The organism is Ignavibacteriales bacterium, from assembly GCA_026390815.1.
In the GTDB taxonomy this organism is placed as follows: domain Bacteria; phylum Bacteroidota; class Ignavibacteria; order Ignavibacteriales; family SURF-24; genus JAPLFH01.
Window position 1 is genome coordinate 20815 of sequence record JAPLFH010000046.1, and the last position, 25641, is coordinate 46455.

Below are 25641 nucleotides of genomic sequence, written 5' to 3' on the forward strand. Positions count from 1 at the left end.
AAAAGTAATTTAACAATAAAGCATTTAAAAAATGTAATTTCCAAAGAGGTAAAATGATCGACCTAACAAACAATGTTGTTTTAATAACAGGAGGTTCACGTGGGATTGGTGCCGCCTGTGTGGAAATGTTTGCCAAAGCCGGGGCTAATGTTTCATTTACTTTCAAATCAAATAAAAAAGCTGCCGAAGAATTAATTGCCAAAATAAATCTTCCAAATAAAATTGTTCCTTATCAGTTGGATTTAGAATCAGAATTAGATATCAATCAAAAAATTTCCCAAATCGTTTCTGATTTTGAAAAGATAGATATTCTTGTTAATAATGCTGGCATCTGGAAATATGGCGAAGCCGATAATATGAGTGTGCAAAATTGGGAAGAAACTTTAAAAGTAAATCTTACTGGAATGTTTTTAATTACAAAGGCAGTAATTCCTGTTATGAAAAAAAATCGTTATGGCAGAATAATAAATATTTCATCAACTGCTGGGCAGCGCGGCGAACCTTTCCATTCACATTATGCTGCGTCAAAAGGAGCAATGATTTCATATACAAAATCGCTAGCAGTTGAATTGGCGGATTTTAATATTACAACAAATTCCGTTGCTCCTGGGTGGGTAGATACAGAAATGTGCAAAGAGGTTTTTGCTGATAAAGAATATAAAGAATTGGTTCGCAAATCCATTCCCGTTGGAAGAATTCCTCTACCTGAAGATATTGCCGGACCGGTTCTTTTTCTGGCATCAGAATTAGCGCGGCATGTTAATGGTGAAATTATTAATGTAAATGGCGGAAGTGTTTTGTGTGGATAATATTAATGCCGGCAAATTTTTAATTGTTTAATCCAATAGCATTATATTTAAAAAGCTAATTAAATGGAGGTTGTAATGGAATTTCTTGCAGGACTTCATCCAAAGATTGTACATTTTCCAATTGCTTTACTTTTAACTTATACTTTACTGGAATTTATTGGAGCAATCTTTCGGAATGAATCATTTTCTAAAGCTGCTTATATAATTTTGGTGCTTGGAATTTTGGGCGCCATAACTGCCGTGTTAACTGGAAACCAGGCAGACGAAGTTGCAGAAATATTGTTTGATAAAGATGTTATCATTCCTTTAGGTGCAATTTCTCAACACGAAACTTACGCAACAATTACACTGTGGTTTTTTGCGGCAGTGCTCGTATTTAGAACTTACTTTTTAATCAAGAAAAAATTTGTTGGAATTATGAAATATGTTTTTGTTGTGCTGGCATTAATCGGCAGCTATTTTGTTTTACAAACAGGATTAAAAGGAGGAAGTTTAGTTTATCAGCATGGTGTTGGAACAGATTTATTAAAGCCACAACAAACTATTCAACCCAAGTAACCGGCAAAAGACATTGTATATAATTCTACTTCTTATTATTGTAAACTCTGCTGGCTTTCTTTTAAGGTACTATGGATTAGATAGATTCGTAATCGTACTTGGTTTCAGATTCCATTTAAGTCTTATTTTACCTTTTATTCTTTTACTTACCCAGAAAAAATTCGGGTTTATATTCAGCCAGTTAAAAAAATTCAAGCTAAAAATTTTCTTAACATATTTTTTACTTTCTACTATCCCAGTTCTTATCATTTGTACAGTTTTCTATTTGATGAAAGTTATTGAATTTGCTGATCCTGATTATTTTTATGAATTCGGTATTTCTTCTATAATTGATTTGCCAATCTATTTTATTTGGAATCTTCCACAATTACTAATGATTGGATTGTTCTTGAAGTTTATAAGTGAAAAGAAAAAATTCAGTTTTCCTTTAACAGTTCTTGTAACACTGTCCTTGTTTGTATATGAATTAATCCCGCTTCATAATGATAAATTAGTTTTATTCTCTGTATATCAAATGCTTACTGTTTCATTGCTTATTTCATTAATTCTTGTTAAGACTAAAAATTTGTATTCTTTTTCCTTACCAGTTTTTTTTATTTTATGGAGCAATGTTCTATTGTTTGGTAGCGATTCAAAAACTATGATACAAATTTTATTAGCAAAAAATTATGAAAGCTGGGAAGGATTTTTTGAGTTATCAAAATCATTGATAAATTACAGACTAATTATCCAAGTAGGAATTACAATAATTGTCTTTTTGATTTATTATATTGTCAAACGAAAAGAAAAGGATTCGTAATTTTATCTATGAAAAAGATCTTTTTATTTTTTATTGTCAGCTTATACGTTTCTACCTTTGGGCAGCAAACTAATTCCGGTAGAGCCAAAGGATTGTTTTTTGCTATATCAGTTGGTCCGAGAATTCCAGTTTCAGAATTTGCTAACTCGCAGGCACTTGGATTTGGAATTAAAGCAGATATTTCCTACACAGATAATGAATATATCCCATTGTTTTTTTATGGAAGAATTGGCTGGGAGCATTATCCTGGTTCAATAGATTTTTATCGACATACAATTTATTCATCAATTACTACTAATGTAATTCCAATAGAAGTTGGAATAAAATTATTCTTTTCCCCAGTAGCGGAAGATATTGTTTTATTAATTCCTACAGTTGAATTAGGTCCGTCCTTGGCGATTTATGAAAAATCGCACCAATTTAAAATTGATTCAGGAAGAAATGATTATCTTGAAGAAACAAGCAAGTTGGGATTTCATATTGGGGCCGGTTTCTCAATGTTTCTAATTGAAATTATGGGCTATTACAATTACTTTCCTGGGAACGAAAATCTTGCTGCTGATATTAAATTAAGAATACCCATTTTTATTAAATTATAATCCGGAGATCAAATGCGTTATAATAATTTGATTTTAGAGATTGATGGAAATATTGCCGTTATTAAAATAAACAGACCCGAGAAATTAAATGCACTTAACTTTGCAACAATGAAGGAACTTAGAAAAATATTCCAAAAATTAAAAAAGGATGAAAATATTTTTGTAATTATAATAACTGGATCTGGCGATAAAGCATTTATTGCCGGAGCGGATATTTCTGAATTAAATCAACTCACTAAGAAAAGTGGAAAACAATTTTCTCTCTTCGGTCAGACAATTTTTAATATGATTGAAAATTTTGAAAAACCTGTTATTGCTGCCGTAAATGGATTTGCTCTTGGAGGTGGATGCGAATTAGCTCTGGCTTGTCATATTCGATTAGCTTCTGACAATGCAAAATTTGGGCAGCCGGAAGTTGGTTTGGGACTTATTCCTGGATACGGTGGAACCCAACGTTTAGCTCAGTTGATAAACAACGGAAGAGCCATGGAATACATTTTAACAGGCGATTTGATTGACGCAGCAGAAGCTTTAAGAATAGGTTTGGTTAATAAAGTATATCCCCAAGCAGAGCTTTTAGCACAAGCGAAAAAAATGGCATTGAAAATATGTACAAAAGGACAAATAGCAATAAGGAAATCAGTCCTGGCAATCAATAAATCTAATGAATCATCACAATCTCTTGGTCAAAAATACGAAGCAGAATTATTTAGCGAGTGCTGTGCTACCAGCGATTTCAAAGAAGGAACTGCCGCATTTTTACAGAAGCGAAAACCAATCTTTAAAAATTTATAATAGTTAATGATTGAATATCTGAAATATTATGAACGTGTTGATGCAATTTCTTTGGACAATTAAATGAAATTTTTTTTTAGCAAAACTTCTGTTCTTACTTTTCTATTAGGTGTTTCAATAATACTGCTTATTATTAATGCAATATTAGATCGTGTAATCAAAACTGATAATCTCACACCACAATCTCCAATAACCGTCCAGTACCTCAATAAAGAATTTGATGATCTGTTGTTAAGATTCAACCTTGAAAAAAACTGGGCAATTAAAAAAAAAATAAAGGGAAAATATGATTCCCTGTCATTCGTATATTCTGTTAAATTACCAAAGGACCTACCGATTGCTTTGGTGTTAAACGAAGTAAATAAAAAATTTTATTCCTTACCCGTAAAACTCTCTTCTAATGAAGAAAAAATAAATAAAAACACAATTCTGAAAATTCTTTATAAAAATATTCTAATGCTTAAAGCCGAATTTTTGGTTGATACAACAAAATCAAGAAGATTAATAAATTTTGCTTTTATACTTAAAGATTTGGATAATCTGAACAAAAATGAAATTGATAAATTACTTATTACATCGGAAGAGTTTGCTATAATTCTTGTTCCAACTTCTACAGCTGAATACATTAAAGAAAAAGCAATTGAAAACAGAAAGGAATATCTAATACTATTAAATGATGATATTGATGATCAAAAATATCTCTTAGAAGAAAAATTTAGCAAGCAAAGAAAATTGGGTTCATTAAGGGAAATTCTTCTAACATTTAAAGAGGCAAAACTGTTTTTATATGATGAAAATTCGAACTTTTATAAATCACCTATTTTTGGTTTTCTAAAAAAAGAATTTGCTAAAAGGAAGTTATCATTCATTCCATTAAGTAAATTTCATACTTTAAAGGCAGAAGGTGAAAATGAAATTAGTCTTGTCTTAAATTCTTACTTAAGTAAATCCTGGGTGAATAATACATTTATTGTTAGTCAGAAGGAATTCGCTTCTCTTTTACCGGCAGTTGAAGAACAAAGAATAAAAGGAAATAAACTGGTTTTACCATCAGAAAATAAATTTGGATTGTGATTCTTAACGGAGATAATTTTTTTACGATTGGCTTATTTGATACATTACTTTTCCCCACTTTTTAACACAATTTATTTCACGAGTTGGTTTATTAACATTTTTTGATTTTTAATCGTGTTACATTTCTAATTTTTATAAAATAACTAAATCTTTTTTTAAAATTTTCTTGACTTTACCATTAGAAATAAGTTATTTTGCCATACAGTGGGAAATTGTGTTGAATAATCCCAAATTATGGGTAGGAATTTATGCTAATTGGAAGTTTTAAATACGCAATCGATTCAAAAAATAGAGTAAGTATTCCAGCCAAACTCCGCAAATACATTGATGGCGAAGGGAACAATAAGTTTTACATCAATCGTGGAGTTGAGAAGTGTATCGACATTTATCCATCTTCTCAGTGGAAGGAATTAGCTGATAAGTTAGAGCATCTTAATCCATTCAATTCAAAAGATTCAATGTTTCTTAGAGTGTTTCTCCAAAAAGCATCCGAGGAAACTCTGGATTCACAATTTCGCATTCTTCTTCCACAAAATTTAATTGAACACGCAGAAATTGAAAATGAAGTGTTTATACTTGGTGCAATAAAAAAAATAGAAATATGGAATCCTTCCAATTACGAAAAATATCTTCAACAACAAGATGAATCATTTGAGCAAATTGCAGAAAAAGTTATGAGCAGGTAATATGAGTGAATATCACGTCCCCGTAATGGTTAAAGAATGTACCGATTTTCTTTTATCGGATAAAGAAGGTGCTTACTTTGAAGGGACGATTGGATTTGGGGGGCACACAGAGGAGTTTCTAAAAATACTTAATCGAGATGCGAAATTAATTGCAACTGAACTTGATGAGAAAACTTTTTTATATGCTAAAAATAAATTTGCTGAGGACGCTAGAGTAAAAGTTTATAAAACAAATTTTGCTGATATAGATAAAATTTCCAAAATTGAATTCATTGATGGGTATGATGGTGTTTTTGCCGATTTGGGTGTTTCGTCTTATCAATTAGATGATAAAGAAGCTGGGTTTACTTACAGAAATGAAAGCGCTTTAGATTTAAGAATGGATAAATCAATTATGATTACAGCAGCAGATATTGTGAATAGCTTTTCTGAAGAAGATTTATCCAAAATCTTTTTTGAATATGGTGAAGATAAAGATTCCAGAAAGATTGCCAAGAAAATAGTGGAAAGACGCACATCAAAAAAAATTGTTACAACGCTGGATTTATCTTCAATAATTGAGGAAATAGTTCCGGCTTTTTATTTAAATAAAATTCTTTCAAAAATTTTTCAGGCTTTAAGAATTTATATCAACAACGAACTCGATGTGTTGAAAGACTTTTTAAAAAAAGCAGTTACACTTTTAAAGGATCAAGGGAATATTGTAATATTAACTTATCATTCGCTTGAAGATAGGATTGTAAAAGATTTTTTTAAGTATGAAAGTTTAAGTTGTGTTTGTCCTGCAAATTTTCCGGTTTGTGTTTGCGATAAAGTCCAACGGTTAAAAATATTAACTAAGAAACCAATTATTGCAAACCAGGACGAATTGAAAATAAATCGCCGGGCAAGAAGTGCAAAGTTAAGGGTAGCCAAAAGAATATGAAGGAAAAGAAAAGAATAAAAATATTTTCACTTTTCCTTTATGCTTTTTTAATTGGCGGAGTTATTCTTTTCTACATCGGATTAAAATTAGAAACTGATAGATTAAAGCGAGAGAATACAAACCTTGAAGCATTACTTTATGCCAAAAAAAATGATAACATTAAGCTTCTTGTGGAAGTACAAAAATTAGAGGCTGAAGATAAAATTATTCCTTTAGCAGAATTACGGCTTGGTTTAATAAAGTTTGATGCTCCAAATTCTGTTATAGAAATTGATTCCAAAGAATTAGAACAGGTAACTAAAATAATTAATAGCAAATATGAATAAAGGTAGGGCTTTACTAATTGTGTTTTTGCTGATTGGATTCTGGTCGGTCCTACTGATAAGGCTTTTTACTATTCAAATTAAAGAACACGACGATTTAATATTCTATGCGAACCGACAGCAGATAAAAGAAAAAAATCTCCGTGCCGAACGAGGATTTATTTATGATAGAAATGCAGACTTGCTTGCTTATGACAGAAATGATATTTCCATTTATGTAGATTGTAATAGAATCGATTCCTCATCAATTAGAAAGATAACTGAAAACTTTTCAAGAGTATTCAATAAAAGTACATCCCATTATAAAAGTTTATTAATTCCAGGTTGTGGAGAAATTTGTATCGAGCGAAAAGTCGCTCGCGAAAAATCCATTCAATTAAAAGACCTTGTTTTGGATTGCCTTGAAATGAGAGAAGACCCAACAAGAGTGTATTCCTATGATAATCTGGCTTCTCATCTTTTAGGATATGTGGGTACAGAAAAGTACAATGGTGTTGAAGGAATCGAAAAGTTTTATAATAAAAATCTGAACGGCAAAGATGGAAAGATGATTGTTTTACGAGATGTTTGGGGAAGAATGATTTCTGTTGCTGAGGAAGCTACAATTCTTCCAGAGCCTGGTAACAGCCTTATTTTAACAATAGATAAGACCTACCAGAATATTCTAGAAGAGGAATTGCAAAAAGGAATAGACCTTTATAAAAGCCGTTCAGCAGTTGGTATAATTATGAACCCAAACAATGGCGAAATTCTTGCGATGGCAGATATGCCGGATTTCAATCCAAATACTTATTGGGATTATTCAAATGAAGTAAGAAGAAATCGAATATTAACAGATACTTATGAGCCAGGTTCTACTTTTAAAGCGATAACAGTTTCTACTTTGATAGATAAAAATTTATGTAAAAGTTCTGATATGGTATTTTGCGAGAATGGCGATTATCAATTTAAAAAAGTTCATATCAAGGATACGCATAAATATGGTATGCTATCAGTAAAACAAGTTATTGAGCTTTCCAGTAATATTGGAATGGCAAAATTAATTTCCAGAATTAACAATGATGACTTATATAAATATTTACGTGATTTTGGTTTTGGAAATTATACCAGCATAGATTTACCCGGTGAGAGCAAAGGAAGACTTAAAAAGCCTGGTTTTTCCAGATTTGATGATTATACAAAACCATTCATGTCCTTTGGATACGAAATTTCTGTAACACCAATCCAGATAATTACTGCTTATGCTACTCTAATAAATGGTGGTTATTTATATCAGCCTCATTTGGTAAAGGAAATTAAAAAAAGAAGCAATGAAACTGTTGAGCAATATGAACCGAAGCAGCTTCGGAAAGTAATTAACTCAGAAACATCTGAAACAATAAGAGAATTTTTAGCCGGCGTTGTAGAAAACGGAACAGCAAAAAATTCTAAATCAAGTAAAGTTACATTTGGTGGAAAGACAGGAACCTCGCAAAAATTAAGCGGTAAAGAATACACCACAGAATATAATTCTTCTTTTATTGGATTTTTCCCAATCGATAAACCTGAAATAGTGTGTATGATTCTTTACAATTCTCCGCAAATTGGAAAGTATGGTGGTCTTGTTGCTGCACCGGTATTTAAAAATATAGTAGAAAGATTAGCTGCATTCGATATAAATCTCATCTCTAAACCACCAGTTGAAAAGCAGAAAACTGCCAACATTGAACAGATTTTAGCATCCAATGAAAAACATGAATCCGGAGTTAAATATTCTGATGTTTCTGAACCAAGAATTGCAAATACAGAATTGCACAAAATAAATATCAAGAATAAAAATATTATGCCGGATTTGCATAATAATAACTTAAGAGATGCACTTTCAATTTTAAATCAAATCGGATTGAATTATAAAATAAATGGGAATGGGAAAGTTGTTTCTCAAAGCATTTCACCCGGAACAACTGTAAAACCAGGTCAAGTCTGTTCCCTTAATTGTGAAGCAAAAAAAATTGCAAGAATTAATATTAACTAATGGAATTATCCAAACTAATAAATAGTATAAGAGCAATACAAGTTGTCGGAGAAGTTGAACGCAAAGACGTTAATTCCATCGTGTACGATTCAAGAAAGATAAAAAAGAATTCTTTATTTGTTGCAATATCAGGCTTCAAAATGGATGGGCATAGTTTTATTCTGGATGCGATAAATAAAGGAGCAACAGCAGTTATTTTAGAAAAAGATCAACTCATTCCAGAAGAAATTTTCCTGCATAATAATGTTACAAAAATTTTAGTTAAAGACAGCCGTAAAGCTCTGGCAGAAGTTTCTAATTGTTACTTCAAGGAGCCATCAAAGAATTTATGCTTAATTGGAATTACCGGTACAAAAGGAAAAACAACGACCTCATATTTTATAAAAAATATAATTAAGATAGCTGGTTTCAAAACTGGCTTAATCGGAACAATTGCTAACTACATCGGTGACAAAGAAATTTATACAAATTTAACTACACCGCAATCTTCCGATCTGAATGAATTGTTTTCCGAGATGCTTGCAGAAGATTGTTCGCACTGTGTGATGGAAGTTTCTTCTCATTCTCTTGTCTTGCACCGAGTAAATGCTCTAAAATTTAAGGCGGCAGTTTTTACAAATATAACTTCTGATCACTTGGACTTTCATATCACTTTCGATGAGTATTTAAAAGCTAAAAAAATTCTTTTTGATTCACTTGATGAAGATGCAGTTGTAATTTATAACAATGATGATCCCAGTTCTGAAAAAATAATTGCTGATTCGAAAGCGAAATGTTTTTCATATGGAATGAAAAAAGGATCAGATATTTATTTGTCAGATGTAAAATTTGATTTGAAAGGAACAAATTTCAATCTTGTTTATAAAAGCAATTCTTATAATTTGTTTACAAAACTTGTAGGAGAGTTTAACGCTTACAACGCCGCTGCCGCATTTGCAACTTGTGTTTTACTTGGAATTAAACCAGATGATGCTGTAAAAGGAATTAACACCACTCCGCAGGTTCCAGGTAGATTCGAAGCAATTCATCATGGAAACAAAACGGTAATTGTTGATTATTCTCATACAGCGGATAGTCTTGAAAAAACTCTTTGGGCAATTCAAAGTATTGTTAAAAATCAGAAAGCGATTTATACGGTATTTGGCTGCGGTGGTAACAGAGATAAAACTAAAAGACCAATAATGGGAAAGATTGCAAGCGATTTAAGCACTAAAGCAATAGTTACTTCGGACAATCCTCGTTTTGAAGAACCGATGTCGATAATAGATGAAATTGTCACCGGCATAACAAAAAATAATTTTGAAGTTATTGAAAACAGGGAAGAAGCAATAAGGGCAGCGATAAAAAATTCCGAAGAGAGCGCAGTAATTTTAATTGCCGGCAAAGGGCACGAACCTTACCAGGAAATTAAAGACGTTAGGAATCATTTTTCTGATAAAGAAATTGCGGAGAAGTATTTGTTTAATGAGTAATCCTAAAATAAATATTGAGGATTTATTTAACCTGCCAAGCGCTGTTATTTACAATCCGGATAGATTCAATCATTCAACATCAGTTTCTACCGATACAAGAACAATAAAAAAGAATTCAGTCTATGTTGCGTTGAAGGGCAAGAAGTTTGATGGCCACACATTTGTAAATCAAGCTATTGAAAAAGGTGCTAATGCAATCATCATTAATAAAAACAAACTTAAAGATTTTGATAAAGTTGAAGTTACAATAATAACTGTTAAGGATACGAAGAAATCTTATGGTGATTTGGCGAGAATTTGGAGAAGCAAATTAACTGGCAAAATAATTGGCATAACCGGAAGCAACGGTAAAACATCAACAAAAGAAATGCTCGCTAAAATTTTTGAACAGAATTATTCTGTTTGTAAGACGCTGGCTAATAACAATAATCAAATAGGTGTGCCGCTAACGATATTTAGTGCAAATAATAATCATGATTTTATTGTTCTTGAAATGGGGACGAATCACTTTGGTGAAATTGAATTCATTGCTAAAATTGCTAAGCCTGATATTGCTCTCATCACCAATATTGGAGACAGCCATTTAGAATATTTTAAAAATCAAGATGGTGTTGCAAAAGAAAAGTTAGCTTTATTCCATGAAACAATTAATGCTGGTGGAAAAGTTTTTGTTAATACCGATGATCAATCTCTGAAAAGAAAAACTAAATCACTAAAGAATAAAATTACATTTGGATTTAATGGTTCACCCGATGTAAAAGGGAAGATCCTTGGTTTAACCGAAGATGGCAGACCCAAAATTCAGATCACTTTTAAATCAAATAAGTTTGAAGTTGCATTGGGTGTTTGCGGATTACCCAACGCTAAAAACTTTTTAGCTGCTACTGCAATCGCTTTATTTACTGGTATTCCAAAAACTGATATAAAAAAAGCAGCCAGCAAACTATGCGCGGTTGATAATAGATTGAACGTAATTAAAAAGAAAAATTTTATTCTGATTAATGATACTTACAATGCTAATCCGGAATCAATGAAAGCAGCGTTTGAATTTATGGCATCACTCAAAACAGAAAGAAGAATTGCTGTTCTTGGTAATATGTTTGAGCTTGGAGAACGGGCGATTGAAGCACACCAGTCTTTAGCTGTTCATTTAAAAAGGAATAAAATTAATGAAGTTTATTCAATCGGCAATTTAATGAAACATCTTGATGATGAATTAAAGAAAACGAAAATCATTTCAAGACATTTTAGGAATCGAAAATCTCTTGAACAATTTTTAACAAATAGAAATTACGATAATTCCATTGTCCTGGTAAAAGGCTCGCACGGGATGAAGATGGAAGAATTTTTACAAGCATTCACAGGAAAAAATTAGCGGAAATGTTTTACTATTTATTAGATTATATCAACAAAGTATTTAATCCACCTGGATTTGATATTTTCCGATTCTTAACTTTTAGATCAGCACTATCAGCAATCACTGCATTAATTCTTTCATTTTATTTTGGACCTAAGATGATTGAATATTTAAGAAAAAAGCAGATTGGCGAAGCAAAAAAAATTGATGGACCCAAGAGTCATTGGTCTAAAGCAGGAACACCAACAATGGGAGGATTAATTATTATTTCTTCCATCGCAATTCCGGTATTGCTCTGGGGCGATATTAAAAGCACATACATTATTTTAATTCTGTTTGGTACAGTCTGGTTATGTGGTGTTGGATTTTTGGATGACTATCTTAAAGTAATAAAGAAATATCCAAATGGACTTATAGCACGTTACAAATTACTTGGTCAAATAATTATTGGTCTTATTGTAGGAAGCGCAATTTATTTTTTGCCGGAATTCAAGGACGTAAATTCAATAACTACTTTGCCGTTTTTTAAAGATACCAATTTTGATTTTTCGTATCTCTATATACCGGCAGTTGTATTTATAATTACTTATACATCAAACGCAGTAAATCTAACGGACGGGCTTGATGGGCTTGCAATTGGTACAATTATGATTGTAATGATTACTCTTGCGATCCTTAGCTATGTTTCAGGAAATATAATTTATTCTGATTACTTAAACATAATTTATCTTCCAGGTGCTGGTGAGTTAACAGTTTTTGTTGCTGCTGTAATTGGTGCATCACTTGGATTTTTATGGTTCAACTTTTATCCGGCACAAATTTTTATGGGAGATACAGGCTCGCTTGCTTTAGGTGGTGCGTTTGGGATTTTGACAGTATTGATAAAGAAAGAATTATTAATCCCAATTCTTGGCGGAGTATTTCTTCTCGAGACCTGTTCGGTGATAATTCAACGACTTTATTTTAAGTACACAAAGAAAAAATATGGAGAAGGCAGAAGAGTTTTTAAGATGGCTCCAATCCATCATCATTTTGAAATGCTTGGATGGCCAGAACCTAAAATTGTTATCAGGTTTTATATCATCACGATTATTTTAGCAATAATTAGTTTAACATCATTTAAGATAAGATGAAAAATTTAGAAGGTAAAAAAATATCAATAATTGGTGCGGCAGAAAGCGGAGTTGGCGCTGCACGGTTAGTTAAGAATTTTGGTGGGATTCCATTCGTAAGCGATTCTGCTTCAAGTGCAAAATTTCAGGAAGCAATTACGATTTTTGAACAAGAAAAAATAAATTTTGAATTTGATGGCAATACAGAAAAAGTTTTTGATTGCGATTTTATAATTACAAGTCCGGGTGTACCATCTAACTCGCCGGTACTTATTAAAGCAAGGGAAAAGAAAATTAAGATCGTAAGCGAATTGGAATTTTCTGCTTCGATATGTAAGGGAAAAATAATTTCCATAACCGGCACAAATGGCAAAACCACAACTACAAGTTTATGCGCACATGTGTTTAACGCATGCGGACTCAAAACATATTTGGCTGGGAATATTCGTCCAGCTTTTTCTGAATTGGCTCTTGATGTAAAAGAAGATGAATGTGTAGCGTTGGAAACTTCCAGCTTTCAACTTGATTATACATTTGATTTTAAACCTAAGATTTCCGCAATCTTAAATATTACTCCGGATCATTTAGATAGGTACGATAACAAACTTGGAAACTATCTTGATTCCAAGCTGAAAGTATTTAAAAATCAGGATAACACGGATTACTTGATTCTGAATTTTGATGATAAGCTAACGCCAAAAGAAATCTCGAATACCAATGTAAATAAATTTTATTTCTCACTAAATCATGCTGTTGAAAATGGCGCTTACTTAAAAGGGAAGAAAATATTATTTAAGCGAAATGGAAAAGAAGAATTTTCTTGTTTGACAAGTGATATTTCTTTGAAAGGTGAGCATAACTATGCTAATGCAATGGCAGTGATGATAATGGCAAAGATATTTGCTTTGGATAATAAAAAGATTATTTCAGCGCTGAGTAGTTTTCCTGGAGTAGAACATCGGCTTGAATTTGTAAAGGAAATTAATGGCGTTAAATATATAAACGATTCTAAAGCGACAAATGTAGATTCGGTTTGGTTCGCTTTACGAAGTTTTGATCAGTCTATCTTTTTGATCCTTGGTGGCAAAGATAAAGGAAATGATTACAATCAAATAAAAGATTTGGTTGAAAATAAAGTAAAAAAGATTTATGCAATTGGATCATCATCCGATAAAGTTTTTAATTTCTTCCACAAAATTGTTAAGGTAGAAGTTAAAGCATCGTTAGGAGATTGTGTTACTTCTGCAAACCAGGAAGCGCGGGAGAATGATATTGTACTTCTTTCCCCAGCCTGCGCAAGTTTTGATATGTTTGATAATTATGAGCATCGCGGAAAAGCATTTAAAGAGGCAGTAAATAATTTATGAACCTAAAGTTGTCTTACAGAATATTACTTCTTGCAGTTATCAGCTTGATGATAATTGGATCTGCAGAAGTATTAAGTGCAAGCAGCATAATAAGCTATTTGAAGTATGAAAGCTTTTATCACTTGTTCACTTCTCATCTAATAAAAATATTTATTGCTATTGGTGCGCTAATTTTATTCTCATTTATACCTTACGAAATATATAAAAAGTACAGCAAGAAGTTAATAGTTGGAATTGTAGTCCTTTTATTTATTACACTCTTTGTAGCGCATAGTACAAAAGGTGCTGGAAGATGGATAAATTTATATGCGTTTTCTTTTCAGCCATCTGAAATTGCAAAGTTAGTTTTGTTAATACACCTTGCATATTTAATTGAAGAAAAAGGAAAAGATTTAAAAAATTTTAATAAAGGATTTCTCTTTCCACTTGTGTGGATTATATCAATTGCTTTTCTAATTATTTTACAACCCAATGTAAGTGTAAGTATAATGATAGTTATTGTTTCTTTTGCAATACTTTTTGTTGGTGGAGCTAAGTTAACACATTTAGTATTTTCGTTAGGGACAATCGGTAGTTTAGCAGGTTTTGCTATGTGGAGCATGCCGCACTCAAATAAAAGATTAGCAAGCTTTTTGGATAGCTTTGGCAATGGCGGGCATATCAACACGCAAGTTTTCCAGGCGAAAGTTGCATTGGGAAGCGGCTGGTGGTATGGGATAGGATTAGGTCAAAGCCGCCAGAGTGACTTGTTTTTACCGGAGGCTTATGGCGATTTTATTTTTTCAATAGTAGGTGAAGAGCTTGGTTTTATTGGCGCTGCAGTAATTCTTTTTATATACCTAACCATTTTTATTATCGGTGTTATTGTTGCCAAGAATGCAAAAGATCAATTTGGGCAGTTGCTTGCATTTGGAATAAGTTTTACAATCATTTTAAGTGCGTTTATTAATGCTGCAGTTGTAACAGGAATTATTCCTACAACGGGAATTCCTCTTCCTTTCATCAGTTATGGAGGAACATCTATTATCTTTACCTGTGCGGCAATGGGAATTATTGTAAATATTGCAATGCAGGCTTATAAAGCAAAACGAATAAAAGCAGAAATTAAAAAATGAGTTTACAAGCAAACAAATATCGTTTTCTATTTGCAGGAGGAGGAACTGGTGGGCACATCTTTCCAGCCATTGCCGTTGCGGAAAATATTAGATTGCTTGTACCAAATTCGGAAATCATTTTTGTAGGAACAAGATCCAAAATTGAAGCGCACGCGGTACCTAATGCTGGATTTGCGTTTAAGTCGATCTGGATAAAAGGGTTTTCCCGAAAGCTTAGTTTGCAGAATTTTATTTTTCCTTTAAAGGTATTGGTGTCTTGTGTTCAATCTTTGTTGATCAATATGAAATTTAAACCGCAAGTAGCTATTGGATCCGGTGGATATGTTTCTGGTCCAGCAATTTGGGCGGCTTCAATTTTGGGCGCAAAAATAATTCTTCTTGAACAAAATAGTTATCCTGGTATTACAACACGCTTATTGGAAAAGAAAGCCTCAGAAATTCATATTTGTTTTGAGGATACAAAGAAATATTTAAGAGGAAAAGAAAAATTATTTGTAACTGGAAATCCTGTTCGTGCAAGTTTAAAGTTGATTGACAAAGAAATAGCTCTCAAAAAATTTAATTTCAGCAGCAAACAGAAAACGATTTTAATCCTTGGTGGTAGTTTAGGCGCAGCTTCAATAAATATTGCAATTGCATCTGGCATTGATAGATTGAAGCTGGAGAATATTCAAGTTATTTGGCAGACTGGTAAACTATATTTTGATCGATTTAAAAATCTTGCAAACGATTCAATTTTAATTATTCCATTTATTGATGATATGTCCGCAGCATTTTCAACCTGCGATTTGCTTATATCTAGAGCAGGCGCTACAACAATTGCAGAAATAACAAATCTGGGAATTGCATCTATTTTAGTCCCTTCGCCAAATGTTGCAGCAAATCATCAGTACTTCAATGCAAAATCTTTAGCTGATAAACGAGCAGCAATTTTAGTAAAGGATAGAGAAACTAACGATTCCTTATTCGATGCGATAATAAATTTAGTCTTTAACGAAGAAGAATTAAATACACTGAAAGAAAATGTCAAAAAGTTTTCTAAACCCGAAGCTGCTTCAGTGATTGCAAAAAGAGCCATCAAATTAGCGGAGGCGTTATGATGACAAATAATAAAAGTGAAAAGAAAATATTTAGTTTCAATATGTCTTTCTACTATCAATCAACAATAATTTACTTCATAGTATTTGTGATTTATGCTGTAATTCAGGGTCAGTTTATAGAAAATTCTTTTACATTAATCACGCGGGATCCCGTTGTTTACTTCTTCAGTCTTGTGGTTGTCCTATCGATTTTAAGTTTACTCTATAATTTGTATTTGAACAGGCATATCGAAATTACTGAGAAAGAAATAATATTTAAACGAGGTTCGTGGGAAAAAATAATCAAGTTTGAAGATATAACAAGTATTAGAATTACACGGGAGAAAAAACATTTTAAGGCAACCGCTTTTACTTTAGTACAAGTTAGAACTAAAGAGAAAAAATTGCCAATTACAATCAGACCATACGATTATGAAAATTCTCACTTGCTAATGGAAGAAATTAAAGAACTTAAGAACCGGGTTGGTAATTAATAAAATGTTTAATAAAATTAAGAAAATACATATTGTGGGAATTGGCGGGATTGGAATGAGTAGTATTGCTGATGTACTCTTCCATCGTGGTTATCAAATTACCGGCTCAGATAAATCTTTTAATGATGTAACAGAAAGGCTGCAGAAAATTGGAATAAAAGTTTACGCGGGACATTCGGCTAATAATCTTGCAAATGATGTTGATGTTCTGGTCTATTCATCGGCAGTGGCTATGGATAATCCTGAATTAGCTGAAGCATTAAAGAGAAAAATTCCGGTTGTAAAACGTCCGGAAATGCTTGCCGAAATAATGCGCACTCAATATGGAGTTTGTATTGCCGGGACGCATGGTAAAACAACCACAACGTCGATGACAGGATTGATTCTTGTTGAAGGAAATCTTGATCCCACAATTATAGTTGGTGGAAATTTAAATGCTCTAGGAAACACAAATGCAAGAGTGGGAAAAGGTGAATTTATTGTTGTTGAAGCGGATGAATTTGACAGAACCTTCTTGAGTTTGACTCCTGCAGTTGCTGCATTAACATCTCTGGAAGCGGAGCATCTTGATACTTATAAGGATCTGGAAGATATTAAATCAGCTTTTATAGAATTTGCAAACAAAATTTCCTTTTATGGATTTATTGCACTTTGTTCGGATGATCCAAATTTGAGAAGTATAATTCCATTAATTAAGAAAAAAATAATCACATATGGAATAAATGAAGATGCTGATGTAAGAGCCACAGGTTTAACTCATAGAGAATTTTCCTCCGAGTTCAGCGTGAATTATTTAAATGAAAACCTTGGCAAAATAAAATTAAATATTCCTGGCACTCACAATATTAATAATTCCCTGGCTGCAATAATAATTGCAAAAGAACTTGGTGTAGGTTTTGGTACAATCAAAAAATCAATTGAATCATTTAAAGGTGCTTTAAGAAGATTTGAAATTAAATACGATAAAAAAGTTTTGGTGATTGACGATTACGCTCATCATCCTACAGAAGTTGCTGCAACATTAGATGGAATTAGAAAAGGTTGGAACAGAAGATTGATAGCTGTCTTTCAGCCTCATCTCTATTCCAGAACAAGAGATTTTGCAGGAGATTTTGGAAAAGCATTTTTGAATTCAGATGTTTTTATTTGTACGGATGTTTATCCATCAAGAGAAGCACAAATAGCTGGCATCACTGGAAAACTAATAACTGATGCTGTTAAAAACGAAGGACATCAAAATGTTTTATACGAAGCGGATAAAAATAATATTCCGGAATTGTTAATGAAGATTAAACAAGATGGTGATATTATCATTACGATGGGTGCAGGAGATATTTATAAGTACGGTGAAAAATTTGTTCAATTGATTGAAGAGCATAATTGAAAACAAAAGGTAAAATAACCGGAATACTTCTTTTTACAGCTTTGTTGCTTGGAGTAATTTATCTTTCTTTGTTTACAGACAGCGGCGTAAAAAATAAAATTGAATTAATTGAAGTGACTGGTAATAATTTATTATCCCGAGATTCTTACTTAAAATTTTCAAAATTAAATAACATTTATGATTACAAATTTTTATCTTTGAACCTGATAAAAGAAAGATTTGAGAAACATCCGTTCGTTGAAAAGGCTGAGGTAAAGTTCAAAGGAAAAAATGAAGTTCTTGTTGAACTGACTGAAAAAAAATTCGAGGGGATTATTCTTAAAGATTCTATCCAGTTTTTAATAACGGAAAACTTCCAGTTAATCCCGATTGTTTCAACAATAAAGAATTTGGATATACCAGTTATAACTAATCCGTACCTTGGGAAAAAATTAATAAGTTTTAATATTTTGAAAGATGATGAAACCAAAGCCGCATTTAAAATTATTGAAACTGCTAAACTTGTTAGTTCTGATCTCTACTCAAATTTGTCAGAGGTAAACCTGAGGAATGGAAAAGATATTATTCTTTCATTTAAAGGATTCGATTTTCAAGTGATAATTGGCAGAGGGAATGAAGTAGCAAAAGTTTTTTACTTTAAAGAAATATGGAATAAAATTCACAATAAACAATCTTCTGAACTTGCAATTAATTACGTTGATTTGAGATTTGAAAAATTAATTTATGTTGGAACGGCAGATACATTGGATGTAGAAAAAGGTGTTTAACGAATGAAAAAAAATATTATAGCCGGATTGGATTTAGGTACAACCAAAGTTGGGGCAATAATTGCCGAACGCAGTGAAAACGTAATTGATGTTTTGGGCTTTGGTGTGGCTCCTTCTGAAGGTCTGAACAGAGGATTGGTTGCCAACATTTCTAAAACTGCTGAAGCAATTAAAGCAGCAATGGATATTGCACAGAATAGAGCTGGTTTAGAAATAAAAGTTGTTAATGTCGGAGTTGCGGGCGAACATATTACAAGCTTACGTCATAGGAATTATGTTACAATTAGTAATCCTGAAAAAGAAATTTCTCAGGATGATCTTAACAGACTTGAAGCGGATGTTAGAACAATCAGGATTCCTTCGGATCGACAAATTCTTCATATTATTCCGGAAGAATTTTCTGTTGATTACCAGGGTGGAATTGAGAATCCGCTTGGAATGAGCGGATCCAGATTAGAAGCAACAAACCATATTATTCTTGCTTCAATTCCAGCTATTCAAAATATTAAACGTTCAGTTGAACGCGCAGGTTTTATTGTTCAAGATTATATTCTACAGCCAATTGCATCAAGCCAATCTGTGCTGGAAGAAAATGAAAAAGATCTTGGTGTTGCTTTGATAGACATTGGCGGAGGTACAACTGATATTGCAATCTTCCACAAGAAAAGTATAAAACACACAAAGGTAATTGGTGTTGCAGGAAACCAGGTTACAAACGATATCCGGGAATCACTTGGGGTTGTAACAGATGAAGCTGAAATGTTGAAGAAGGAATATGGTTATGCAACTGAGAACTCCATCATTAAGGAAGAAGATATTTATATTAAGGGTGTTGGTGGAAGAGGTAACGTAAAAATACCAATTACTCTGCTAACGCAAATTATCAATCTTAGGATGAGAGAACTTTTTGCTTTGATTGATAATGAATTACGTCATACAGGATTTAAGAATAAGCTAAAAGCCGGAATTGTATTAACAGGTGGCGGAGCTTTGCTTAAAGGTTGCACAGAATTAGCTGAAGAAGTTTTTGGTCTGCCTTCAAGAATTGGGGTGCCGTTGGATTTAGGAACTGGTCTTTCAAAAGAAATTGAAAGTCCGGAATTTGCAACTGTAGCTGGATTAGCAAAAGGAATTCCAGGTACAGGTTCTTCAGAAAATTTAATCAGTGTAAAATCTTCTGGTACAAAAAAGAAAAAAATATCTGAAATGATAAAACGTTTTAAAGTTTTTTTTGATGAATTATAATAACCACAACAAGGAGGAATAAATGCCATCATTCTTTGCGATTATCGATCGTGAGCAACCGATGTCTGCACAACTGAAAGTAGTTGGTGTTGGCGGCGGTGGATGCAACGCTATCGAAAGTATGATTAAAAGAGGTTTGACTGGTGTTGAGTATGTTGCTGTCAATACGGATGCGCAAGCTCTTTATTCTAACAGTGCATCTCAAAAAGTACAGATTGGTGGTAAACTTACTAGCGGACTTGGCGCTGGAGCTGATCCAAACGTTGGTAAGAAAGCTGCCGAAGAAGACCGCGAAAGAATTACTAAAATTCTGGAAGGTAGTGATATGGTATTTATTACCGCCGGTATGGGAGGAGGAACAGGCACCGGCGCTGCTCCAATTGTTGCTTCCATCGCTAAAAGTCTTGGCGCTTTAGTAGTTGGAATTGTTACTAAACCTTTCCGATGGGAAGGTAAAAAGAGAATGTTAAACGCTGAAACTGGAATTGGTGATCTTAGACAGTTTGTTGATAGTTTGATCGTTATTCCTAACGAAAGATTATTAAACATACTCGATAAATCTACTCCGGCTTCACTTGCATTTGATAAACCAAATGAAGTGTTATATGAAGCAACACGCGGTATTGCGGACATCATTACAGTTGGTGGAATTATTAACGTTGATTTTGCTGATGTTCGTGCTGTGATGAATCAAAGTGGAGAAGCTTTGATGGGCTGCGGAATTGCCAGCGGCGAAAACCGTGCGCAGGAAGCTGCTCAGAAAGCCATCTCATCACCACTTCTTGAAGGTGTTAGTATAAAAGGAGCTAAAAATATTTTACTAAACGTAACTGGTTCTAATTCATTAACTATGCAGGAGATTGACGAAGGGAATAAAGTTATTTACGATGCCGCAGGTGAAGAAGCAAATGTTATTTTCGGTTGGGTTTTGAAAGATGAAATGAATGAATATGTTTCTTACACTGTAATTGCAACTGGCTTCGATTCGGCAAGAAAGAATGTTGATAAACCAGTAAAACAGACTATAAAAGAAAAACCAACATTCAGTGGAATTAGAGGCGGATTTAATCATAGCGAATTTAATCAAAGTGAATTAAACTTCGGTGATAAAGAAGATCTTGATGTTCCTACAATCTTTCGGGTGAAAGGTTCTAAATCAACTTTAACAGAAGAAACTCCTTTACCAATAGGCGGATTTACAATCGATAAAATCAGGAACTATCAGCTTAGTGATAAGAAAAAGAAAGAAGAAAAAATTGAAGATGAGGACAGCTCATCGTTCTTAAGAATGATGATGGATTAAAGGTTCATCAAGTTAAAAAGCTATAAAGTTTGTCAAGTCGTATTAAAAGCTTTTTAACTTGATAAATCATTTTGACTTTAATTCTATCTTAGGCTGAATGATTTCACCTTGTTGTGGTTAACAAGAATAATGATTCTCATTATAGAAATCTTCAGCCTTTTTGTTTAACCACAAAAACTTAATCAATTTTCCCAAATGTGTAATTGTATTTTAAGAATATCCCCAATTTTTATGGCAAGACTAAATTAATTTTAAAAATGTAGAAAAAGGTGTCAAGTTTAATTTCATTTTTTTTTTATTATAGAAATAGTCCAATCATCATCCTGCTGGGTTGAATTAACAAACTTTCTCACTTCACCAAACAAATTTTTTAAAATGTCACCTGTTTTTTCATTTAGGTTTGCTCGAATATTTTTTATAAACCTATCGTCACCATAAAATTCTTCAACACCGTTTTGAGCTTCAGGAATGCCATCGGTGTAAAGAACTATGGTATCGCCTGGATTAAAATGAATTGATTCTTGTTCATAATTAGCAAAACTGAACATACCAAGTGGAATTCCTCCTTTTTCCATCAAATATAAGCTTCCATCTTTGCTAAAGTGAAAGCCAGGATTATGCCCGGCATTAACGTAGTTAAAAACTTTTTCTTTTATAAATATCTTACCAAGGAAACAAGTAATAAAAATATTGGTGGAAGTTTCTTTGTAAATAACTTCATTCAGTTTATTTACTATATCTTTTATTTCCAAATTAGTTTCAACCAGTGCGTGTAACCATGCTTGTATTGTTGATACCAGCAATGCGGCAGCTATTCCTTTACCTGAAACGTCAGCCACAACACAAATTAAATTTCCATCATTGTCTTCAATATAATCATAATAATCACCACCAATTAATTTACTGGGAATGTTAATACCAGATATATCGTAATCCGGAATTTGCGGATCTGCTTTTGGTAAGAGTTTTCTTTGAATCTCTGCTGCTACCTGTAATTCATTTTCTATTTTTTGCTTTTTAAGAATTTCTTCGTGGAGTTTAACATTTTCCAATGCAATAGAAGCGTGCGAAGATAAAGCATTAAGAAAATCTTCATCAGCAAAAGTAAATCGTTCATTTCTACTGTTTAATAATTGAAAAACTCCAATAATTTTATTTTGGTTATTTTTCAATGGCATACACAACATTGATTTGGTAGCGAAGCCGGATATTTGGTCGATACCATCATAAAATAATTTGTCTTTTTGAACATCCATAATATTCTTCGTTTCTCCGGTTAAAGCAACGGTACCTGCAATTCCCTTACCTAAAGGAAGTCTAATTTCCCTTACACCTTTGCCATTCAACACTTCTGACCAGAGTTCTTTTTTGATTTCATCAACCAGGTAAATTGAACCTCGCTCTGCTTTACACGAATCCAAAGCTAAACCTAATATTATACTTAAAAGCTCTTTTAGATCTAACGTAGAGTTTAAAACTTTACTGGCTTGAATTAAGTTATTCAACCTTTCAATTTCAATTGTGTTTACTTGTTTCATTATTATTTGTTTACTTTCTTTTTGTGGCATGTTAAAAGTGTAATAAAACTGAAAAATGGTTAAAAGACTGAACCCACTTTCATTTTCAAATTAAATAACTCTTTTATTAAAAGCAATTATATTAAATATTAGGTCGTTTATTGACAATGATATTTAGAATGAACATAAAAATTTTTAAAACATCGAACTACAGTTAAAAAAGAATTGTTCATAAAAGAAGTTTAATTAATAAATAATAAGGAGAAACTATGAAAGAAAAAAAGCGTAAACTTACAACTGCTTCAGGTAAACCCTACACAGAACACGAAGATACTATGACCGTTGGAGCACGTGGTCCAATCCTTTTACAGGATTATATTTACCACGAGAAAATGGCACATTTTAACCGTGAGCGAATTCCCGAACGAATTGTTCATGCAAAAGGAACCGGTGCTTTTGGAACATTTACTGTTACCCACGATATTACAAAATACACCCGCGCAAAACTTTTTAGCAAAATTGGCAACAAGTGCAGAATGCTTGCCCGTTTTTCTACAGTCGGTGGTGAAAAGGGAAGCGCTGATAGTGAACGGGATCCACGTGGTTTTGCTTTAAAATTTTATACAGAAGATGGAAACTGGGACCTTGTAGGTAATAATACCCCGGTATTTTTCATTAAAGATCCAAAGAAATTCGATGATTTTATTCATACCCAAAAACGTGAACCAAGAACAAATTTAAAAAGCCCAACTATGATGTGGGATTATTGGTCGCTAAATCCTGAAAGCTTACATCAGGTAATTATCTTAATGAGTGACCGCGGTACACCATTTAGTTATAGAAATATGAATGGATATGGCAGCCACACTTATTCGATGATTAATAAAAAAAATGAAAAGATATGGGTGAAGTTTCACTTTAAAACATTGCAGGGTATTAAAAACTTTACTGGACCAGAAGCTGAACTAATGCGTGGAAAAGACCCGGATCATGCTCAGCGGGATTTAATGGATGCAATCGATAATAAAAATTTCCCGAAGTGGGCATTAAAAATTCAGGTGATGACAGATGATCAGTCAAAGAAATTTAAATGGAATCCATTTGATCTGACAAAGATTTGGACACATAAAGATTATCCGTTGATTGACGTTGGCATTATGGAATTGAATGAAACCCCAAAAAATTATTTTGCAGAAGTAGAACAAGCTGCCTTTGCACCAGCACATGTAATTGATGGAATTAGCTACTCACCTGATAAAATGCTGCAGGGAAGGTTGCTTTCTTATCCGGATGCACACCGTTACAGACTTGGGGTTAATTACGAACAAATTCCAGTAAATAAATGTCCATTTGCAGTTAACAATTATCAGCGCGATGGTTTTATGCGTGTTGATGGAAATAGTGGAAGTGATCCAAATTACCACCCAAACAGTTTTGATGATATTTATGTTGATGAAAGCTATAAGGAGCAACCAATGGTTCTGGATTCCAATATTGCTGGCTGGTATGATAGAAATGCACCGGGAGAAGATGATCATTTTACACAGCCGGGTTTGCTTTTTAGTAAAGTTATGAATGATAAGGATAGGAAAAACCTCATTAGCAACATTGTTACTGCAATGAGCGGGATTACAGGACCTAAAAAGGATGAAATAATTAATCGTCAACTCAGTCATTTTTATCGTGCTGATGTAAGGTTGGGTACAAGTGTAGCAGAAGGATTAGGTGTTAAAATTGATGAAAAATTTCTGGCACAAGCTTAGTATTTAGATAAATGAAGATTCAAAATTTCTAAAGCCGTCATTAATTGAATGACGGCTTTATTTTTTATCAACAAGATAAAAATCCATTAACTCATTAGCGAAGTTTATTCTTTCCCTATCTATCACACTTTATTTCTGAATATTTATTTGTTCAGTAAAGGTAAACCATAATTATTCATCTCATTCTGCAAACACAATAAAAATCATGGAAATAGCTCAACTTCAACTTTAAATATTTTTGCTTGGACTTCTATATAAATTAATTCTGCTACAAAATATTTTAAAATCGAAAATTATTTTGTTTTGAGTACCGTCTTTAATAATTTTAGTACAAAAATGATGGGAAAGCTGATTATGAAGAAATTCATATTTGTAATAACATTTTGTTTTACTACAATAAATTATTCACAGGATGAAATGGGCTGGGATGCTAAGTTTGCAATTGGAATTGGTTACACTCCTGGATGGATTATTCCCAACTACAATGGAATAAATGAAAAACTAACAAACTTTGGCGTTGAAAAATTTTCTTCGGCAGGATTGTTTGTTACTGGCCAAGCTGGTTATATTTCAATTGCTGTAATAAAAAATGTTCGTATTGGTGGGATGGGATTAAGCGGCTCAATCTCCCACAGTGGAAGTAAAGATGGTTTTTATAAGGAAGCCAAATACTCAACATCTATGGGTGGATTAACAATAGAATATTCTATTCCATTTATAAAAAATGTTGCAGTTTCTTTTGGAGCGATGTTTGGATTAGGGAACACTACCTTGGAACTCTATCAAAACAAAGGAACATTAGACTGGAATAGTGCCTGGGATGAAGTAACAAATCCAGATGAAAAGACGCAGAACATCAACAGGAAATTATCAAATTCATTTTTTACAATTACACCAACTTTAAATATTGATATTCCTTTCTATCGATTTTTTGCTTTCCGGGTTGGTGGCGGTTATATGCTGGCATTAGGAAAAAATTGGAAAGCAGATAACAATCAAGCATTAAATGGTATTCCTTCCAACTTGAACAGTAATGCGCTGTTCCTTCAGGCGGGCATTTTTATTGGCTATTTTAATTATTAGG

24 protein-coding genes are annotated in these 25641 nt (G+C 32.8%); 23 read left to right on the plus strand and 1 reads right to left on the minus strand.

Features of this window, described 5'->3' with window-relative positions; genetic code table 11:
- The first annotated feature begins 53 nt into the window (after nucleotides 1-53).
- The 21 genes from NTX22_14075 (at nucleotide 54) to ftsZ (ending at nucleotide 21277) form a co-directional block, all read left to right on the plus strand.
- Nucleotides 54-809 (plus strand): 3-oxoacyl-ACP reductase FabG, encoded by a 756-nt coding sequence (locus NTX22_14075; GenBank protein ID MCX6151645.1) that lies wholly within the window; start codon nucleotides 54-56, stop codon nucleotides 807-809.
- A gap of 75 nt (nucleotides 810-884) precedes the next feature.
- Complete coding sequence (locus NTX22_14080) at nucleotides 885-1367, plus strand: hypothetical protein (GenBank protein MCX6151646.1); 483 nt, start codon at nucleotides 885-887, stop codon at nucleotides 1365-1367.
- Between the two features lie 13 nt (nucleotides 1368-1380).
- Nucleotides 1381-2166, plus strand: a complete 786-nt coding sequence (locus NTX22_14085; protein MCX6151647.1) for a hypothetical protein — start codon at nucleotides 1381-1383, stop codon at nucleotides 2164-2166.
- A gap of 8 nt (nucleotides 2167-2174) precedes the next feature.
- Nucleotides 2175-2765, plus strand: a complete 591-nt coding sequence (locus tag NTX22_14090; protein MCX6151648.1) for a hypothetical protein — start codon at nucleotides 2175-2177, stop codon at nucleotides 2763-2765.
- 12 nt (nucleotides 2766-2777) lie between these two features.
- Nucleotides 2778-3560: an enoyl-CoA hydratase-related protein gene (locus NTX22_14095; protein ID MCX6151649.1), complete on the plus strand. Its 783-nt coding sequence runs from the start codon at nucleotides 2778-2780 to the stop codon at nucleotides 3558-3560.
- 63 nt (nucleotides 3561-3623) lie between these two features.
- Nucleotides 3624-4634, plus strand: a complete 1011-nt coding sequence (locus NTX22_14100; protein ID MCX6151650.1) for a hypothetical protein — start codon at nucleotides 3624-3626, stop codon at nucleotides 4632-4634.
- Nucleotides 4635-4882: 248 nt separating this feature from the next.
- Complete coding sequence (mraZ, locus tag NTX22_14105; protein ID MCX6151651.1) at nucleotides 4883-5320, plus strand: division/cell wall cluster transcriptional repressor MraZ; 438 nt, start codon at nucleotides 4883-4885, stop codon at nucleotides 5318-5320.
- Between the two features lies 1 nt (nucleotide 5321).
- Nucleotides 5322-6245, plus strand: a complete 924-nt coding sequence (gene rsmH, locus NTX22_14110; protein MCX6151652.1) for a 16S rRNA (cytosine(1402)-N(4))-methyltransferase RsmH — start codon at nucleotides 5322-5324, stop codon at nucleotides 6243-6245.
- Nucleotides 6242-6571, plus strand: a complete 330-nt coding sequence (locus tag NTX22_14115; protein MCX6151653.1) for a hypothetical protein — start codon at nucleotides 6242-6244, stop codon at nucleotides 6569-6571. Before rsmH ends, NTX22_14115 begins: the two co-directional genes overlap by 4 nt.
- Nucleotides 6564-8582 (plus strand): penicillin-binding protein, encoded by a 2019-nt coding sequence (locus NTX22_14120; GenBank protein MCX6151654.1) that lies wholly within the window; start codon nucleotides 6564-6566, stop codon nucleotides 8580-8582. The genes NTX22_14115 and NTX22_14120 overlap by 8 nt, the downstream gene beginning before the upstream one ends.
- Nucleotides 8582-10054 (plus strand): UDP-N-acetylmuramoyl-L-alanyl-D-glutamate--2,6-diaminopimelate ligase, encoded by a 1473-nt coding sequence (locus NTX22_14125; GenBank protein ID MCX6151655.1) that lies wholly within the window; start codon nucleotides 8582-8584, stop codon nucleotides 10052-10054. Before NTX22_14120 ends, NTX22_14125 begins: the two co-directional genes overlap by 1 nt.
- Entirely contained in the window at nucleotides 10047-11429 is a 1383-nt protein-coding gene (locus tag NTX22_14130; GenBank protein MCX6151656.1) for a UDP-N-acetylmuramoyl-tripeptide--D-alanyl-D-alanine ligase, read from the plus strand. Before NTX22_14125 ends, NTX22_14130 begins: the two co-directional genes overlap by 8 nt.
- Nucleotides 11430-11434: 5 nt before the next feature.
- Nucleotides 11435-12544: a phospho-N-acetylmuramoyl-pentapeptide-transferase gene (gene mraY, locus NTX22_14135; GenBank protein ID MCX6151657.1), complete on the plus strand. Its 1110-nt coding sequence runs from the start codon at nucleotides 11435-11437 to the stop codon at nucleotides 12542-12544.
- The gene (gene murD / locus NTX22_14140; GenBank protein MCX6151658.1) at nucleotides 12541-13890 is read left to right on the plus strand and encodes a UDP-N-acetylmuramoyl-L-alanine--D-glutamate ligase; all 1350 of its coding nucleotides are present in this window, start codon (nucleotides 12541-12543) and stop codon (nucleotides 13888-13890) included. Before mraY ends, murD begins: the two co-directional genes overlap by 4 nt.
- A complete protein-coding gene (locus NTX22_14145; GenBank protein MCX6151659.1) occupies nucleotides 13887-15005 on the plus strand; it encodes a putative peptidoglycan glycosyltransferase FtsW in 1119 nt (372 codons plus the stop codon). The genes murD and NTX22_14145 overlap by 4 nt, the downstream gene beginning before the upstream one ends.
- Entirely contained in the window at nucleotides 15002-16105 is a 1104-nt protein-coding gene (gene murG, locus NTX22_14150; protein ID MCX6151660.1) for an undecaprenyldiphospho-muramoylpentapeptide beta-N-acetylglucosaminyltransferase, read from the plus strand. The genes NTX22_14145 and murG overlap by 4 nt, the downstream gene beginning before the upstream one ends.
- Nucleotides 16102-16578: a hypothetical protein gene (locus tag NTX22_14155; GenBank protein MCX6151661.1), complete on the plus strand. Its 477-nt coding sequence runs from the start codon at nucleotides 16102-16104 to the stop codon at nucleotides 16576-16578. The genes murG and NTX22_14155 overlap by 4 nt, the downstream gene beginning before the upstream one ends.
- Nucleotides 16579-16582: 4 nt before the next feature.
- Entirely contained in the window at nucleotides 16583-17962 is a 1380-nt protein-coding gene (murC, locus tag NTX22_14160) for a UDP-N-acetylmuramate--L-alanine ligase (protein MCX6151662.1), read from the plus strand.
- Nucleotides 17959-18729 (plus strand): FtsQ-type POTRA domain-containing protein, encoded by a 771-nt coding sequence (locus tag NTX22_14165; GenBank protein ID MCX6151663.1) that lies wholly within the window; start codon nucleotides 17959-17961, stop codon nucleotides 18727-18729. Before murC ends, NTX22_14165 begins: the two co-directional genes overlap by 4 nt.
- Nucleotides 18730-18732: 3 nt before the next feature.
- The gene (ftsA, locus tag NTX22_14170) at nucleotides 18733-19974 is read left to right on the plus strand and encodes a cell division protein FtsA (GenBank protein ID MCX6151664.1); all 1242 of its coding nucleotides are present in this window, start codon (nucleotides 18733-18735) and stop codon (nucleotides 19972-19974) included.
- A 22-nt stretch (nucleotides 19975-19996) separates the two neighbouring features.
- The gene (ftsZ, locus tag NTX22_14175) at nucleotides 19997-21277 is read left to right on the plus strand and encodes a cell division protein FtsZ (GenBank protein MCX6151665.1); all 1281 of its coding nucleotides are present in this window, start codon (nucleotides 19997-19999) and stop codon (nucleotides 21275-21277) included.
- Nucleotides 21278-21561: 284 nt separating this feature from the next.
- On the opposite strand, the gene NTX22_14180 is transcribed toward ftsZ, so the two are convergent.
- On the minus strand, nucleotides 21562-22815 hold the full coding sequence (locus tag NTX22_14180) for a SpoIIE family protein phosphatase (protein ID MCX6151666.1): 1254 nt from the start codon (nucleotides 22813-22815) through the stop codon (nucleotides 21562-21564).
- A 248-nt stretch (nucleotides 22816-23063) separates the two neighbouring features.
- Between NTX22_14180 and NTX22_14185 the strand changes: the two genes are divergently transcribed.
- Complete coding sequence (locus NTX22_14185; protein MCX6151667.1) at nucleotides 23064-24557, plus strand: catalase; 1494 nt, start codon at nucleotides 23064-23066, stop codon at nucleotides 24555-24557.
- Between the two features lie 354 nt (nucleotides 24558-24911).
- The gene (locus NTX22_14190) at nucleotides 24912-25640 is read left to right on the plus strand and encodes a hypothetical protein (protein MCX6151668.1); all 729 of its coding nucleotides are present in this window, start codon (nucleotides 24912-24914) and stop codon (nucleotides 25638-25640) included.
- Nucleotide 25641 lies beyond the last annotated feature (1 nt).